We start from the raw sequence: 15,927 nt of genomic DNA, 5'->3' as shown, positions 1-15,927 counted from the left end.
GCGGCCCCCAGGGCGTACGGCCGGATGTCAGACCCGGACCGCCTCCCGGTCTGCCGTTCCGTCCGCCCCGTCCTCGGGTGTGGCCGCCCGGTGTGCGAGTGCCTCGCCCTCCACGTCGACCCGCGGCAGCACCTTGTCCAGCCGGCCCGGCATCCACCAGGCGGCCTCGCCGAGCAGGGCCAGTACGGCGGGGACGAGCGCCATCCGGACGACGAAGGCGTCCAACAGGACGGCCACGGCCAGTCCGAAGCCGATCATCTTGATGATGGACTCGCCGGCCCCGATGAAGCCGGAGAAAACGGCGATCATGATCAGCGCGGCGGCGACCACGACCCGAGCGCTGTACCGGAAACCCGTGACGACCGCCTGTGCGGGCCCGTCCCCGTGGACGTACGCCTCCCGCATCCGGGCGACCAGGAACACCTCGTAGTCCATCGCGAGGCCGAAGACGATGCCCACCAGGAAGATCGGCATCATGCTCATGATCGGACCGGTCGTCTCGACGCCGAGCAGCTCCGCGCCCCAGCCCCACTGGAACACCGCGATCACCGAACCGAGCGCCGCCAGCACCGACAGGAGGAAGCCGAGGGCCGCCTTGACGGGTACGAGGACCGACCGGAAGACCAGCAGGAGCAGCACGATCGCCAGCCCCACGACCACGATCAGATACGGGACCAGCGCGTCCCGCATCTTCTGGGCGACGTCGATGTTGGCCGCCGTGCTGCCGGTGACGCTGAACTCCGCGTCCGTGCCGGCCACCGTGGCCGGCCGCTCGGACCGGATGCTCTTCACAAGGTCCTGCGTCTTCGTGCTGGTCGGCGCGTCGGCCGGGACGGCGGCGAAGACCGCCGTGTCTCCGGCGGGGTTGAAGCGGGCCCCGGAGACGGACACGACCCCCTTGGTGGCGGCGATCCTCTCGGAGACCTTCGCCACCGCGCCCTCGGGGTCACTCGCGCCCTTGGCGTCCACGACGATCGTCAGGGGACCGTTGAAGCCGGGGCCGAAGGCCGTCGCGAGGTCGTCGTAGGCGCGGCGCTCGGTGGTGGAGGTCGGCTTGGCCTCGTCGCCGGACGTGCCCAGCTGGAGGTCCATCACGGGTATCGCGAGGGCGCCGAGACCGGCCACCGAGGCGATCAGCACCGGGATCGGACGGCGCAGCACGAACCGGGCCCAGCGGCTGCCGCCGTTGTGCTCGTCGGCCTGCTCGATCTGCCCGGTCTTCCGGGCGGAGCGCGAGAGCAGGGCGTTCGGCCAGAAGCCCACCAGGGCCGGGACCAGCGTCAGCGCGACGAGCACGCCCACGGCGACCGCGCCGGCGGCGGCCAGCCCCATCTTCGTCAGCATCGGGACACCGACCACCATGAGCCCGGCCAGCGCGATGACGACGGTGAGACCGGCGAAGACGACCGCCGAACCGGCGGTACCGGTCGCGAGCGCCGCCGCCTCCTGCGGGCCGTGCCCCTTGCCGCGCTCCTCCCGGTACCGGGAGACGATGAACACCGCGTAGTCGATTCCGCAGGCCAGACCCAGCATGCCGGCGAGCGTCCCGGTCGTCGAGGACAGCCCGAGCGCACTGCTCAGAGCCAGGATCGACGCCATGCTGACACCCACCCCGATGACCGCGGTCAGCAGCGGCAGCCCTGCGGCGGCCAGCGAACCGAAGGTGACGATCAGGACGAGGGCCGCGATGGCGATACCGATCGCCTCGGCCGCGCCGCCCGCCGAAGGCGTCGTCGCGAGCGCCGTACCGCCGACCTCGACGGTCAGTCCCGAGCCCTGCGCCTCCTTGATGGCGTCCTCGAGATGGTTCTTGGTGGCGTCGGTGAGATCGTCGGGCTTCGCCTTGTAGGTGACGGTGGCGTACGCCGTCGAGGCGTCCTCGCTGACGGCCTGCGCCTGGAAGGGGTCCGCGGTGGACGCGACCTGTGAACCGTCGGCCATCTCGCCCACGAACGTCTCGATCACCGCCCTGTTCTCGGTGGCGGTGACCTTCTCGCCGTCCGGCGCCACGAACACCACCCGGGCGTTCGCGCCGTGCGCGTCGGAGCCGGGGAACCGCTGGTCCATCAGGTCGAAGGCCTTCTGGGACTCGATTCCCGGCATCGTGTTGTCCGCGTCGGGAGCGGCGGGCGCGGTCGCGGCACCGGCACCGACGGCGGCGAGCACCGCCAGCCACATGAGGGCGACGTACCAGCGCCGTCGGAAGGCCAGTCGGCCCAGCTTGTACAGGAAGGTGGCCACGAGGGGGAGGTCTCCACATCATCGGATCTCGGGTACCCGACAAGGTTCCCGGGACCGGCCCCCTCCCGTCGTCGTGCACCTGTCGACAATCGCGACTACTGAGAACGCAGTACAGGCGGCCTCGCCGGTCGTCCGCACGCAGGACGGGCGGCACCCCTCGGGTAGGGGTACCGCCCGCGATGATCAGGAGACGTACGCCGGTCAGGACACGTACGAGGCCTGCTGCGCCGTGCTCACCACCGTGTCGGCCGCCGCCTGCGTGAGCAGCCCCGCAGACACCCAGGCCGCCGACGTCGACCGCACCCGCGTGACCAGCGCGGCCTTGTTCGCGAAGGGCGCCCCGGCCCAGATCTCGTCGAGAAGTGTGGTGCCGTCGGCCTTCGCCGGATTGGCGACCCCCGAGCTGACGGTCCCGAACACGACCGTCGGTTCGGCGCGCCGGACATAGGCGTGCGTCGGGTCCTCGGTCCCCTCGGAGAAGGGGGCGAACTCGGTGCCGTTCAGCGTGTAGTGCAGCGGCTTGCCGCTCACCGGGGTGAGGGAGGGCAGCAGATCGCCCGAGAGAGCCGCGTTGCGGTACAGCCCGACGGACAGATGACTGGTGCTCGAACTCCGCGCGACCAGGTTCACCGGCCCGTGGAACAGGGCCTGGAGCGACGGGTCGTCGAGCGCCTTCTCGACCCGCAGCCGGAACGGCACACTGATCCGTACGATGTCCCCGCTCTGCCAGGTCCGCGAGACGGCGAAGTAGCTCCCGGCGACCGGAGTCCCGCTCACCGCCTGCCCGTTGACCGTCACCCGGAAGCCGGCCGTCGCCCAGACCGGCACGCGCAGCCGCAGTGCGAAGGCCGCGCTGCCACCCCCGAAGGTGAGCGTGGTGCCCTGCTCCTTCGGATACTCGGTGGTCTGGGTGACCGTGACGCCCTTCTCGGCCCAGGTCAGGGTGGACGCGCTGTACAGGTTGACGTAGAGGGAGCCGCCGTCGGCCGACTTGAAGTACACCGAGTCCTGGTACTTCGTGGCGCTCTCCATGCCCGTGCCCTCGCAGCAGGTGGTGCCCTGCTTGGGCGTGTAGTCGCGCACGTGCCCGGGGGTGAGCCCGATGAAGTACGTGACGAGCGGTTTCTCGGCGTCGGCCTTGTCCTGCTTGGAGCCGAGCACCTGGTTGTAGAGCGCCCGCTCGTAGTAGTCCATGTACTTCGGGTCCTGCTCGTGGAAGAACAGCATCCGGCTCAGCTTGAGCAGGTTGTACGCGCAGCAGGACTCGGCGCTGGTGTCGCTGATCGTGCCCGCGACGACACCGCGCGCCTTCCAGAACTCGGCGGTGCTCGTACCGCCGATGCCGAACATCCGGTGAGGGATGACCATGCCCCAGAAGTTCTTCGCGGCAGTGAGGTAGCGGGTCTCGCCCGTCGCGTCGTACAGCCGCACCAGGCCGGTGAAGATCGGGATGTGCTGGTTCGCGTGCAGGCCGTCCAGGGTGTCGGTGTTGGCGGCGCAGGCGTCGATGAGCTTGTCGAGGTCGAACAGCTTGGCCAGCGCGAGGTGGTCGGCCTTGCCGGTGATCGAGTACAGGTCGACGATCGTCTCGACGATGCCGCCGAACTCGCCGCTGGAGAAGATGCCCCACATCCGCTGCAGAGTGGCCTCGGGCAGCTTGGACAGCCGGGAGTACATCCAGTCGCACATGCCGGACGCGAGGTCGAGCGCCCGGGCGTCGTCCGTGGCGAGATACGCGTCCAGCAGACCCTTGAGGATCTTGTGCGCGGTGTAGTAGGGAGCCCACACCTTGGTGTAGTCCGGGCTGGTCCTCGATTCCAGGTCGATGAACTGGGTCTCCGGGTACGCGGCGAGGAACCCGGCGTGGCTCGGCGCGCCCCAGGTGCGGCGCAGGGTGGCGGTCAGCCCGCGGCCGGAGGCGTCGGCGAAGGTGCCGCCGGAGGTGGCGGAGAAGTAGTACGAGGCGAGGTTGCCGAGCCCAGCCGAGGACTTCTTGGCCTCGTTGCTCTGGAGCGAGGTGATGTCGGCCGCGCTCAGGGCGCGCGAGTAGACGTTGAACTCGTCGAAGGCGCCCGCGTAGACGGGGTCGCCGGAGTAGTTCGAGCGACCGAGCCAGTTGTTCGTCAGGGTGCCCAGGGCGGACGGGTTGAGCGTCATCGAGGTGTTCTGGGCGACGGCGGTGCCGTTGACGTAGAGGGTGCCCGTGGTGCCGGTGATGGTCACCGCGAGGTGGCTCCACTGGTTCAGCGGCAGTGCGGCGGTGCCGTTGAGGCCCTGTTCGCCGCCGGGCCCGTTGGTGGTGATGGCGAACCGTGGCACTCCGCCGGCGTTCCGGGTGACCAGGTACATGTACCTGGTGGTGTCGTTGCCGAAGTCGAAGACACGTTGCCAGTTGGCGTCGTGTGTGGGCTTGACCCAGGTCGACAGGGTGATCGCCGCGGCACCGCCCAGCACTGGCGCCGGGAGGTCCACGTACTGGTAGGAGCCACGCACGTTCTCGTGCGCGCCACCCCACCGCCCGGTGACGGTGAGCATGCGCGGGTCGGTGCGCAGCGCCGCGCGCACGTCGGTCAGCGCACCGACCATGGTCGAGATCCTGTCGGCGTAGGTCTGCTCCCCGGTGCTCGCGTACGCCTGCGACAGCATGGTCAGGAAGTGGCCGGTGTAGTGGCCGCGCAGGTTGCCGTTGGCCTCGCCGTCCAGGCCCTCCCAGCCGCCCGGGGCGACCGCCCCGCCGGTGGAGAGGCCCGCGTTGGCGCGGAACACCTGGAGCAGCCGGTTCACGTCGTAGCCGCGCCCGTGGTCCAGCATCAGCTGGCGCTTGTTCGCGAAGACGCCCTGGCCGAGTGAGACGTCCTTCAGCTCGAACGGGCGGAGCGTCCAGGCGGACGGCGCGGGCAGGGCAGCGGCGGCGGCCCGGCCGACGGCGGCGTGGGCGAACGCGGGCGCGGCGGCGGCGAGGATCGCGCTCTGGAGCAGGAACCGTCTCGACAGGTGGGGGGTCACATGTGCCTCGTCTCTGAGGTGACTGACGTAGCTGAGCTCTTAAGTTCCTTGCTCCGTAAGGGGTTTCGCCCGGAGGACTACTCGGTGTAGTAGGTCGCGTCCTGCTGGTCCAGGGAGGTGCTGAGCGGCTGGAGTTGGATCAGGCCGTTGTAGTGCCGGATGTACCGGCCCGGGAAGTTGTACGACTCGAAGGACACCCCGGCCGGGTCGGCGAGACCCGCCCGCCGGGTGAAGGAGGCGTCGGCGAGGAAGGTGGCCGTGCCGGTGTTCTTCTCCACCCACAGCTCGTAGTTCTTGTGCCGGAGGTAGTAGCCGGGGAAGTTCGCCGACTCCAGCGAGACGGTCCCGGAGCCGGTCAGCCCGGTGACGATCCGGAACTGCGAGTCGGCGAGGTTGGTGACGTTCGCCTCCAGCTTCGCCCGGTACTCCCAGTGCCGGATGTACCGGTCCGGGTAGTTGAACGACGAGAAGCGGACCGGGGTGGCACCGTCGGAGACCGGGATGCCGAAGTTCGGGGTGCCGTCGGCGTTCCAGTACAGCTTCTGGTAACGCGTGCGCCGGTTGGGGTCGTTGAGCGGATCGCCGCTGATGTCCTTGTAGTTGCGGTCGTGGTAGACGAGGACGTCGGACTTGCCGTCCTCGGAGACCGTGAACGTGTTGTGGCCCGGCCCGTACTGCCCGGTCGAGGCGTTGCTCGCGAACACCGGCTGCGAACTCTTCGTCCAGGAGGCCGGGTTGAGCAGGTCGGCGGAGGCGGACGCGGTCAACAGCCCCAGGCAGTAGTTGGCGTCGGTGGCGCTCGCCGAGAAACTCATGAAGACCCTGCCGTTCCGCTGGATGACGGCCGGCCCCTCGTTGACCCGGTGGCCGATGGTCTCCCACGCGTTGGTGGGCGAGGAGATCATCACCGGAGTGCCGCTGATCGTCCAGGGGTTGGCCAGCTTGGCGAGGTAGAGGTTGGTGCCGGTGCCGACGGCCGGGTCGTTCTGCGCCCAGCTCAGATAGCGGGTGCCGTTCACCACGAAGGTCGTCGCGTCGAGCGAGAACGTGTCCAGCGGCAGCGCGATCCGGCCCTTCTCGGTCCAGGTCCCGGTGACCGGGTTGGCGGACGAGCTCTCCAGGACGTACGGGCGGATCTTCCAGATGTCGTTGGAGGCGCCGGCCGCGAAGTACACGTACCACTTGCCGTCGATGAAGTGGATCTCCGGAGCCCAGATGTGGGCACCCATGTCACCGCTGGCGTGCTTGGTCCAGATGGTCGTCTCGGCGGCGGTCGCGAGGCCCTGCAGAGTGGTGGCGCGGCGCAGCACGATCCGGTCGTACGCGGGGACCGTGGCGGTGAAGTAGTAGTAGCCGTCGGTGTGCTTGTGGATGTGCGGGTCGGCGCGCTGCTCGGCGATCGGGTTGGTGAAGGTGACGGCCGGGGAAGCGGGGACGGCGGCGAACGCCGGGGTGCCGACGACGGCGGGCACGGTCACGGCGACGACCAGGGCCGTGCAGGCCTTGAGGAGCGTGCGTCGGCTGGTCGAGCTGCTGCGGGTGCGGTCCACGGCGAGTCTCCTTCAGCGGCCTGTTCCCGGGCCGGTTGTTCGATATATAGAACGATGTACGGACGTTCGACCGAAAGATAGGTAGGGGGCGGGAGTGAGTCAATGTTTCCGACAGATTGAATTTCGTTGTCGCGCGCGGCACAAGGGAGTTGAGGGCCGCAGGCAGTGGATCGTCCGTGCGACGAGCGCCCGTGGAGGTCGCCGGTCCTGGCTGACTAGGGTCAGGGACCGTGACGCAGAACAACAGCTTGAACAACAGCAGACCGCTCGCCGTGTTCGACCTGGACAACACGCTCGCCGACACCGCGCACCGGCAGCGGTTCCTGGAGCGAAAGCCCCGTGACTGGGCGGCGTTCTTCGCCGCCGCGCCGCACGATCCGCCCCTGGCCGAGGGCGTGACCCTGGCCCTGGAGAGCGCCCGGGAGTGCGAGGTCGTCTACCTCACCGGACGGCCCGAACGCTGCCGCCGGGACACGCTCGCCTGGCTCGCCGCGCACGGGCTGCCCGAGGGCCGCGTCTGGATGCGGCGCAACGACGACCGCAGGCCCGCCCGCAGCACCAAACTGGAGATCCTGCGCCGCCTGGCCCGCGACCGCGAGATCCGCGTCCTGGTGGACGACGACGAACTCGTCTGCCAGGACGCGGAACGCGCGGGCTTCAGCGTGGTACGGGCCCGCTGGACCGCCGAGTCCGGCGCGCTGAAGGAGGCGCAGGAGGGCGAGGGCCGGACCTGAGCAAGTGGCCCAGTACGGCTACTCGCCGTCCTCCAGCCGGAAACCGACCTTCAGGCCGACCTGGTAGTGCTCGACCTGCCCGTCCACGATCTGCCCCCTGACCTGCGTGATCTCGAACCAGTCCAGGTTGCGCAGGGTCTGCGAGGCCCGGCTGATGCCGTTGCGGACGGCCTGGTCGACGCCTTCGTGCGAGGTGCCGACGATCTCGGTGACCCGATAGGTGTGGTTCGACATGCGGGTGCTCCTCTTCGCGGTACTGGATGTGCTGGACGTAGGGATTCTCCTGGCGGCGTTCCACGTTCCACCGTGCCCCATGGGGCGGTGGTTCGCGAGGTGTCGTCAACGGGCGACGCTCAGCGAGAGGGCGAAACGGCCCTGCTCGTCCGTCCACCACCGGGTCGGCTCCAGCCCGGCGGCGGCCAGTTCGGCGCCCACGCCCTCCTTCCGGAACTTCGCCGACACCTCTGTACGCAACTCCTCGCCCACCGCGAAGTCCACGGCGAGATCGAGCGCGGGGATCTTCACGGTCTGATCGGCGAGCGAGCGCAGCCGCATCTCGATCCACTCGTTGTCGGCGTCCCACAGCGCCACATGCTCGAAGGCGTCGGGCTCGAAGTCGGCGCCGAGCTCGCGGTTGACGACGCTGAGCACGTTCTTGTTGAACGCGGCCGTGACGCCCGCCGCGTCGTCGTACGCCGGGACCAGCACCGACTCGTCCTTGACCAGGTCCGTGCCGAGCAGCAGCGCGTCGCCGGGCGACAGCAGGGAGCGGACCGAGGACAGGAACGCGGCCCGCTCGGAGGGCAGCAGATTGCCGATCGTGCCGCCCAGGAATGCCATCAGCCGGGGTCCGGGCGTGCCCGGCAGCGCCAGACCGCCGGTGAAGTCGGCGATCAGGGCGTGGACGCCGAGCCCGGGCCGCTCGGCGATCAGCGCCTCGCCGGCCTGGCGCAGCGCGCTCTCACTGACGTCGACCGGGACGTACGTCTCCAGCCGCGGCAGCGCGTCCAGCAGGTGCCGCGTCTTCTCCGACGAGCCGGAGCCCAGCTCGACCAGCGTGCGTGCCCCGGTCGCGGCGGCGATCTCCCCGGCCCGGGCGAGAAGGATCTCGCGCTCGGCCCGGGTCGGGTAGTACTCGGGCAACTCGGTGATCTTGTCGAAGAGTTCGCTGCCGTGGGCGTCGTAGAACCACTTCGGCGGGAGGGTCTTGGGCGTGCGGGTGAGCCCGTGGAGGACATCGGCGCGCAGGGCGGCCTCCGTGGCGTCCTCGGGCAGGGTGCGGGTGACCAGGAACGGACTCACGTACGAAGCTCCTCGGGTGGTACGGATGCCAGATCGCCGCTCAGGTCCTGGAGCGGGGTGAGCCGTACCTCGGTGCGGCTCGCGATGACGAGGGTGCGGTCGGGTACCTCCTGCCAGCGGGGATCGTCGTCGTACGGTTCGGACGCGATCACCGTGCGGGGGCCGGGCCCGGTCAGGTGGAAGAGGGTGTCGCCCCAGGTGGTCGCGGCGATCGTCTTGCCGTCGGTGAGCAGCAGGTTGAGCCGGGACCCGGGGGCCGCCGCGTCGGCCTCCAGGACGGTGCGGGCCAACGCCCGGCCGACGTCGTCACCGGCGTGCAGCCGGTGCAGCACCAGCGCCCACAGGAACGCCGAGTCGGAGCGCGCCTCCATCGACAGCAACTCCTCGCCGGGCAGGGCCTGTACGAGGGGCGCGAGAGACCCCGGCCAGCCCCTGACCGCCCCGTTGTGCCCGAACAGCCAGGCACCGGCGGCGAACGGCGCCGCCGCCGCCTCCCCGTCGGCGCCGGCCAGCGTCGCGTCCCGCACGGCGGCGAGCAGCGCGGTGGTCCGCACGACCCGGGCGAGGTCGGCGAAGGACGCATCCCCCCAGACGGGCCCGGCTCGTCGGTAGCGAGCCGGTACCGGATCGCCGTCCGCATACCAACCGACCCCGAAACCATCGGCGTTGACGGTCCCGTACCGCTGGTGCCGGGGTGCCCACGACTGCCGGTACAGCCCGTGCGGCGGCTCCATCACGACCTCGCCGATCGCCTCGGGCGGTCCCAGAAAGGCCAGTTGACGACACATCAGACGGCTTCCGGGGTACGGGCGGTGCGGAACCCGGAGAAGATCTGCCGCCGGATCGGATAGTCCCAGTTGCGGAACGTGCCCCGGCAGGCCACCGCGTCCACGGCGAACGAACCGCCGCGCAGCACCTTGTGCTCGGGCCCGAAGAACACCTCCGAGTACTCCTTGTAGGGGAACATGCTGAACCCCGGGTACGGCAGGAAGTCGCTCGCCGTCCACTCCCACACGTCACCGATCAACTGCCGTACCCCGAGCGGCGATTCGCCGGCCGGATAGCTTCCGGCGGGCGCCGGACGCAGATGCCGCTGACCGAGGTTGGCGTGCTCGGGCGCCGGGTCGGCGTCGCCCCACGGGTAGCGCGTCGAGCGGTCGGTCGCCGGGTCGTGCCGGGCGGCCTTCTCCCACTCCGCCTCGGTGGGCAGGCGGCGCCCGGCCCAGCGGGCGTACGCGTCCGCCTCGTACCAGCACACGTGCACGACGGGTTCGTCGGGCGGCACCACCTCGGTGACGCCGAACCGGCGCCGCAGCCACTGCCCGCCGTCCCGGAACCAGAACAGCGGTGCGTACAGCGAGTGCCCGCGTACGTGCGCCCAGCCGTCCGGTGTCCACCAGCGCGGGTCGTCGTAGCCGCCGTCCGCGATGAACGCCTGGTAGGCGGCGTTCGTCACCGGGGTGGTGTCGATGAAGAAGGGGGCCACCTCGCGCCGGTGCGCGGGCCGTTCGTTGTCCAGGGACCACGGCTCGGTGGAGGTGCCCATCGTGAACGGCCCACCGGGGACCAGGACTTCGGCCGGACCGGTGAACGGGGGAGTGGGCTCCGGGTCGGGGGCATGGAGAACCGCCGGTCCCCTCCGCAACTGATGGGTGATCAGCATCGTCTCGTCGTGCTGCTGTTCGTGCTGGGCGATCATCCCGAAGGCGAACCCGGCCTGGGTCAGCCGCGCACCGGTTCCCTCGAACGAGGCGTTCTCCAGCACGTCCACGACCCGGCCGCGCACCTCCGCCGCGTACTTACGGGCCTCCGCGGGAGGCAGCAGCGGCAGGGAGGGCCGCTCGGCGCGGGAGTGCTCGAAGGCGTCGTACAGGCCGTCGATCTCGGGCCGCATCGCCTCCCGCCCGGCGACCGCGCGCAGCAGCCACATCTCCTCCTGGTTGCCGATGTGCGCGAGGTCCCACACCAACGGGGACATCAACGGCGAGTGCTGCGCGGTGAGTTCGGGATCCTCGACGGAGGTGAGGAGCGCGGTCCGCTCCCGCGCGGTGGTGAGCGCGGCGAAAGCGCGCCCCCGGAGCGTCTCCGGATCCAGGGCGGGGTCGGTCATGTGCGGAGATCCTTTCCGTACGGAGTCCCTGGTGCGCGCCGGTCCGGGTCACCGTCCGTGTCGCGCAGGCTGTCGAGCAGGTCGTCGGCGGGGCAACGGCCTTGGGCGACATACCGGTCGAGGTACGCGGCGACGGCGTCGACGACCTGCCGGCTCGCGCCGAGCCGGGGCAGGGCGTCCACGGCGGCCGAGAAGCAGACGAGTGCCACCTCCTGCAGCTCGGGGTCGGCCAGGCCGTGGCGGGCGGCGTCGGACCACAGCGGATTGTGCGGGGCGGGCAGTGACCCGGCGCGCTCGGCGAGCGGTTTGACCGCCCGGTAGGCCAGCTCGGCGGCCTCGGGGTCGTCGAAGAGCGCGGCCGTGACGGCGAGCGGGACGATCCAGCCGTCGTCGCCGGGCTGGGCGTCGATCATGCGCAGTTCGAGGTGGCCGCGTGGCCGCACCGGGGGGAACAGGGTCGTCAGGTGGTAGTCGAGATCCTCCTGCGTCGGCGGCCGGGGCACTCCGGAGCGGATCCACTGCCGGAACGTCAGCCCGTCCTCCGGCACGTCCCACGGTCCGCTGTCCCGCCGTACGCACATCACCGGGGCGTCGAGCACATGCCGTGCCCAGGCCTGCCGCGGCTCGGCGTCCAGCGGCTGCGCCCCGGCTCTCCCGGCGCCGATCTCCATCCACAGCACCTGCCGGGTGGAACGCCAGCCGGTGGGGCTGCCCACGGCGAGCGGAGAGTTGGCGAAGGCGGCCACGAGGACCGCGCCGAGCTGGTGCGCGAGCCACCAGCGCCGTCCGTGCCCGAGGGGGCCCGGCTCCTCGTGACCGGCGTCGAGGCACACCTGCACGGAGGCCGAGGTGCACATCATGGCGCGGCCGGCCGGGCCCGTGAGGTCGAGGCACCGCTCCAGGGCGTCGTAGCGCGGCTCGTGCAGGAAACGACGGGGCGCGTGCCAGGGGTCCTGGCCGATGCCGACGATACCGAGACCGTCCTCGCGCAGTACCGCGCGGACCACGTCCAGGTCGGCGGAGACGGACCCGACGCACTCCATCAGGGAGGCGGCGGGGGCGGAGCTGAGCTCCAGCTGACCGCCCGGTTCGACGGTGAGCGCCGACCTGAGAGGCAGGGTCCGCAGTGCGGCGTAGGCCGCTTCGAGCCGTTCGGGTGTCACGGGGAGCTGCGGCTGCCGCAGCTCGTGGACGAGCCATTCCACCTCGACACCGAGGGTGCGGGGCGGTCCCGTCTTGAAACAGATCCCCCGGACCAGGGCTTCGACCTCGGCCTCGGAGAGAGCGGTGCGGCGTTTCGTACAGCCACTTGCCGAAGTGGCAGTAGACGCATCGGACATGTCGGGATCCTCCTGAGATTCCACCATGCCGCCGGCCCGGCTTCGGGTGGGCCGGACAGGCAACGCTCGTCCCACCCAAACCCCTCGCGTGGAATCGCACAAGGGTGCACATGGGCACTTTCGGGACGATGGATCTCCGTTTCCATGGTGTTGGTGAGCCGTTCGCATACCCGGGAAACTCTGTTGCACCGCCCGTCCAGCATCACCCACGATGCGTGTATGAGCACGGCGGGGGAGCGGGCACCGGGCACGGTCATGGCGCACACGGGGGTGGCGCCATGAGTGCCCGACTGCGCGAGCTCGCACGTGGTACGGAGGAGATCGTCGCGGCCGGTTCCTACCGCGCGTCCGACGGGCGCGAGGTGCGACTCGCCGCGGCGATCGATGCCGCCCGGGCGGGCACACGCCTCTACGGCCCGGGCCCGCTGGACGTACCCCCGGCGGACTCATCACTGGACACGTCCTTCGAGGTCACCGGCGAGAGCAGCCTGGAGGCCGCCCGCCGTCTCCCCGGCCCCGTGGCGGTCCTGAACTTCTCCTCGGCCCGCAACCCGGGCGGCGGCTACCTGAACGGCGCCCAGGCCCAGGAAGAGGCCCTGTGCCGAGCCTCGGCCCTGTACACCTGTCTGACGGGGGTGCGCGAGTTCTACGACCACCACCGCACCCACCGAGACCCGTTCTACACGGACCGCGTCATCCACTCACCCGGGGTACCGGTCTTCCGCGACGACCGGGGCCGCCTCCTGGACGACCCGTACACGGCGGGCTTCCTGACCTCGGCGGCCCCGAACGCGGGCGTCGTACGACGAACGGCCCCCGAGCGGGCGGCGGACATCCCCCGGGCCCTGGCATCACGCGCGGAACGGGTCCTGGAAACGGCAGCCACAGAGGGCTACCGCCGCCTGGTGCTGGGCGCCTGGGGCTGCGGGGTGTTCCGGAACGACCCGGGCACGGTGGCGGGTGCGTTCAGGAACCTGCTGGTGGGCGGCCGTTTCGAGGGCAGATTCGAGAGGGTCGTGTTCGCGATCCTGGACCGCACGACCGGCACGACAACAAGGGCAGCGTTCGAACGTGCCTTCGCTGGAGCAAGCGCCCCCTAGGGCGCGGCATTCAGGGGCGCGGGGAACCGCGCGACCAGCCACGCGCAACCCGCACGCGCCCCACGACCGAACCCCTCACTGCCAGCCGTACAGCTCCCGCAACCGCCGCACAACGGAGTTGAACCGCATCCGGTCCAACGCACAGGCCTCCCGCCGCATCCCGCCTTCGAACAACCGCAGCACCCGATCCACAGCCACCCACGAGTCTCGGCCGGTCCGATCCCACGGCCCGCTCCCGATCGGAACCCACTCCCGGTCCCCGTCGTGCCTCTTGCTGGACAGCTGCACGGCGAGAAACGACCCGGCTGCCTCGCGAGCGACAACAAGCACGGGGCGGTCCTTCCCCCTGCCGTCGTTCTCCTCGAACGGCACCCACGTCCACACGATCTCCCCGGGATCGGGATCCCCGTCGTGGGCGGGCGAGTACTCCGTACGGACCCGCCCCACATCGCGAGGGTCGGCCTCGGTGGTGGCGGAAGGGCCGTAGCGGCCCGGGACTTCGGCATCGGGAAGGGCGGTCACGGGGCTCACGTTAGAGCCTGAGCCCCGTGAGTCACCGCATCACCCCTCGTCCTTCTCCACCGGCACCTTCTGTACCGTCGGCGCCGCCAGCCCGTTCAGCGCCGAAGTGCCGTTCGGCGTCTGCCCGTTCTGGTTCATGGACGCGAGCAGCTGCCGGGCCAGCCCCAGCCCCGTACCGCCCATGGTGAGGGCCTTGGCGAGCATCTCCGCCATGCCGTCCGCGCCGTTGAGGACCACCATGTTGTCCACGCTGCCGAACGCGGACGCCCCGGCCTTCACGATCTCCGGCCAGTTCTCGGCGAGTTGCTGGGCGACCACCGCTTCCTGGTTCTCCGCGAGCGCGGCGGCCCGCGCCTTGATGGCCTCGGCCTCCGCGAGCCCCTTCGCCCGTGTCGCCTCGGCGGCGGCGAGGCCCTTGGCCTGGGACGCGGCGGCCTCGGCCTCACCCGTGGCCCTGGTCGCCATCGCGGCGGCGGCACCACGTGCCTTGGTCGCCTCGGCCTCGGCGGTCGCGGCCGTCTTGACCCGGTTCGCCTCGGCCAAGGCAGCGAGCTCCGTCTCCTTGGCCTTGGCCTGCGCCGCCGAGATACGCGCGTCACGCTCGGCCTCGGCCCGCGCCCGCGTCTCGTAGGCCTGGGCGTCGGCCGGCTTGCGGACGTCCGCCTGGAGCTGCTGTTCCCGGCGCAGGGCGTCGAGTTCGGCGATGCGTGTCTCCTGGACGACGACGTCCTGGCGGGCGGCGGCGTCGGCGAGCGGTCCGGCCTGCCGGGCCTTCGCCGCCGCCTTGTCGCGCTCCGCCTGATATCCGGCCTGCAGGATCTCGCTGTCCCGGGTGGCCTCGGACATCAGCGCCGCGGCCTTCTGCTCGGCCTCGGTGGCGAGACGGTTCGCCTCGGCCTGCGCGATGCGCGCGTCCCGCTGGACGGCGGCCGCGTGCGGCATGGCGAGGTTCTTGATGTAACCGGTCGGGTCCTCGATCTCGTGGATCTGGAGGGAGTCCACGATCAGGCCGAGCTTCTCCATCTCCGTGCCGCACGCGGCCCGGGTCTGCCCGGTGAGCTTCTCGCGGTCGCGGATCATCTCCTCGACGGTCAACCCGCCGACGATGGACCGCAGATGACCGGCGAACACGTTGTGCACGCGCTCCGCCATCATCTTCTGCTGGTCGAGGAAACGGCGGCCCGCGTTCGCGATCGACACGAAGTCGTCGCCCACCTTGAAGATGACCACGCCCCGCACCTTGAGCGGAATGCCCTGCGTGGTCACGCAGTCCACGTGCAGCTCGGTCTCGTTCAGGTCGAGCGAGATCTTGCGCACCGCCTGCATCCCGGGCAGCACGAGAGTGCCCCGCCCGGTGACGATACGGAACCCCATGCCTTCCTCAAGGCCTTCGGTCCTGTGCTTGGAACCGGAGATGATGAGTGCCTCGTTGGGTTCAGCGACCCGCCACATCATCTTGAAAACACCGATGAGTACGAGGACGGCTACTACCGCGGCCCCCGCTACGACGCCGACGAACATCGGCATACGCCCCCTTTGCCTGGTGCCCTTTCGGCACCGAACGACGCAAGGGTGCTCCTGTGCGGGGCCCGGGTACAGCGGCTGAGGAATCCTTGTTGCAAGCTTGACGCACACGTGATCATCCGCAGACGTACGGACCCCACGACCGCGCGTTCGCCGGTCTCAGCCCTCGTGCGGGCTCAACTGTCGTACGCGGCGGTGACGTACACCGTGCGCGGCGGCAGGTACTCGACGACCATGACCACCGTCCCCCGCTCGATACGGTCCTGGGCCGCAGAGGGATACGCCAGGAAGTGCTCGGCGCCACCGCGCACCCGGACGATCACCTCGCCGACCAGCCCCGGCCCGATCGTGCCCGTCACCCGCCCCATCAAGCCGACCATCGCCGCGTCGTCCATGGTCACAGCGTACGGGCCAGGTAGTCACCGGGGCACCTCCGTCGCGCATCTCCGCGCCGCTTCGGTGTGTTCCCCCATAGTGATTGCACAGCTTCACTACCGC

13 protein-coding genes are annotated in these 15,927 nt (G+C 70.5%); 2 read left to right on the top strand and 11 right to left on the bottom strand.

Features of this window, described 5'->3' with window-relative positions; all coding sequences use genetic code 11:
* Positions 1 to 27: 27 nt before the first annotated feature.
* The 3 genes from IEY89_RS03885 to IEY89_RS03875 all read right to left on the bottom strand — a co-directional run bounded on the left by IEY89_RS03885 (position 28) and on the right by IEY89_RS03875 (position 6,737).
* Positions 28 to 2,241: an MMPL family transporter gene (locus IEY89_RS03885; protein WP_189145825.1), complete on the bottom strand. Its 2,214-nt coding sequence runs from the start codon at positions 2,239 to 2,241 to the stop codon at positions 28 to 30.
* A 201-nt stretch (positions 2,242 to 2,442) separates the two neighbouring features.
* Positions 2,443 to 5,247 (bottom strand): beta-L-arabinofuranosidase domain-containing protein, encoded by a 2,805-nt coding sequence (locus IEY89_RS03880; protein ID WP_189145824.1) that lies wholly within the window; start codon positions 5,245 to 5,247, stop codon positions 2,443 to 2,445.
* A gap of 77 nt (positions 5,248 to 5,324) precedes the next feature.
* Positions 5,325 to 6,737 carry a family 43 glycosylhydrolase gene (locus IEY89_RS03875; RefSeq protein WP_189146089.1) on the bottom strand — a complete coding sequence of 471 codons (1,413 nt, stop codon included), beginning with the start codon at positions 6,735 to 6,737 and terminating at the stop codon, positions 5,325 to 5,327.
* 308 nt (positions 6,738 to 7,045) lie between these two features.
* On the opposite strand from IEY89_RS03875, the gene IEY89_RS03870 reads away from it, so the two are divergent.
* Entirely contained in the window at positions 7,046 to 7,531 is a 486-nt protein-coding gene (locus IEY89_RS03870; RefSeq protein ID WP_425579456.1) for a phosphatase domain-containing protein, read from the top strand.
* 18 nt (positions 7,532 to 7,549) lie between these two features.
* Here IEY89_RS03870 and IEY89_RS03865 read toward each other — a convergent pair whose 3' ends face one another.
* The 5 genes from IEY89_RS03865 to egtA all read right to left on the bottom strand — a co-directional run bounded on the left by IEY89_RS03865 (position 7,550) and on the right by egtA (position 12,283).
* Positions 7,550 to 7,765 (bottom strand): dodecin, encoded by a 216-nt coding sequence (locus IEY89_RS03865; RefSeq protein ID WP_006379393.1) that lies wholly within the window; start codon positions 7,763 to 7,765, stop codon positions 7,550 to 7,552.
* Between the two features lie 105 nt (positions 7,766 to 7,870).
* Positions 7,871 to 8,833: an L-histidine N(alpha)-methyltransferase gene (gene egtD / locus IEY89_RS03860; protein WP_189145822.1), complete on the bottom strand. Its 963-nt coding sequence runs from the start codon at positions 8,831 to 8,833 to the stop codon at positions 7,871 to 7,873.
* On the bottom strand, positions 8,830 to 9,621 hold the full coding sequence (gene egtC, locus IEY89_RS03855; protein ID WP_189145821.1) for an ergothioneine biosynthesis protein EgtC: 792 nt from the start codon (positions 9,619 to 9,621) through the stop codon (positions 8,830 to 8,832). Before egtC ends, egtD begins: the two co-directional genes overlap by 4 nt.
* Positions 9,621 to 10,943: an ergothioneine biosynthesis protein EgtB gene (egtB, locus tag IEY89_RS03850; protein ID WP_189145820.1), complete on the bottom strand. Its 1,323-nt coding sequence runs from the start codon at positions 10,941 to 10,943 to the stop codon at positions 9,621 to 9,623. The genes egtC and egtB overlap by 1 nt, the downstream gene beginning before the upstream one ends.
* Positions 10,940 to 12,283, bottom strand: coding sequence for an ergothioneine biosynthesis glutamate--cysteine ligase EgtA (egtA, locus tag IEY89_RS03845; RefSeq protein WP_189145819.1), 1,344 nt, complete (start codon positions 12,281 to 12,283; stop codon positions 10,940 to 10,942). The genes egtB and egtA overlap by 4 nt, the downstream gene beginning before the upstream one ends.
* A 278-nt stretch (positions 12,284 to 12,561) precedes the next feature.
* Between egtA and IEY89_RS03840 the strand changes: the two genes are divergently transcribed.
* On the top strand, positions 12,562 to 13,383 hold the full coding sequence (locus IEY89_RS03840; RefSeq protein ID WP_189145818.1) for a TIGR02452 family protein: 822 nt from the start codon (positions 12,562 to 12,564) through the stop codon (positions 13,381 to 13,383).
* Positions 13,384 to 13,458: 75 nt separating this feature from the next.
* Here IEY89_RS03840 and IEY89_RS03835 read toward each other — a convergent pair whose 3' ends face one another.
* The 3 genes from IEY89_RS03835 to IEY89_RS03825 all read right to left on the bottom strand — a co-directional run bounded on the left by IEY89_RS03835 (position 13,459) and on the right by IEY89_RS03825 (position 15,824).
* Positions 13,459 to 13,905: a type II toxin-antitoxin system PemK/MazF family toxin gene (locus tag IEY89_RS03835; RefSeq protein ID WP_189145817.1), complete on the bottom strand. Its 447-nt coding sequence runs from the start codon at positions 13,903 to 13,905 to the stop codon at positions 13,459 to 13,461.
* A 39-nt stretch (positions 13,906 to 13,944) separates the two neighbouring features.
* Complete coding sequence (locus tag IEY89_RS03830; RefSeq protein WP_189145816.1) at positions 13,945 to 15,432, bottom strand: SPFH domain-containing protein; 1,488 nt, start codon at positions 15,430 to 15,432, stop codon at positions 13,945 to 13,947.
* Positions 15,433 to 15,605: 173 nt separating this feature from the next.
* Positions 15,606 to 15,824: an NfeD C-terminal domain-containing protein gene (locus IEY89_RS03825; protein WP_229695046.1), complete on the bottom strand. Its 219-nt coding sequence runs from the start codon at positions 15,822 to 15,824 to the stop codon at positions 15,606 to 15,608.
* Positions 15,825 to 15,927: the final 103 nt, after the last annotated feature.

The organism is Streptomyces lacrimifluminis, assembly GCF_014646095.1.
In the GTDB taxonomy this organism is placed as follows: Bacteria; Actinomycetota; Actinomycetes; order Streptomycetales; family Streptomycetaceae; genus Streptomyces; species Streptomyces lacrimifluminis.
Note: the sequence above shows the minus strand (reverse complement) of the source record. Positions and strands in the feature narration are given on the sequence as shown.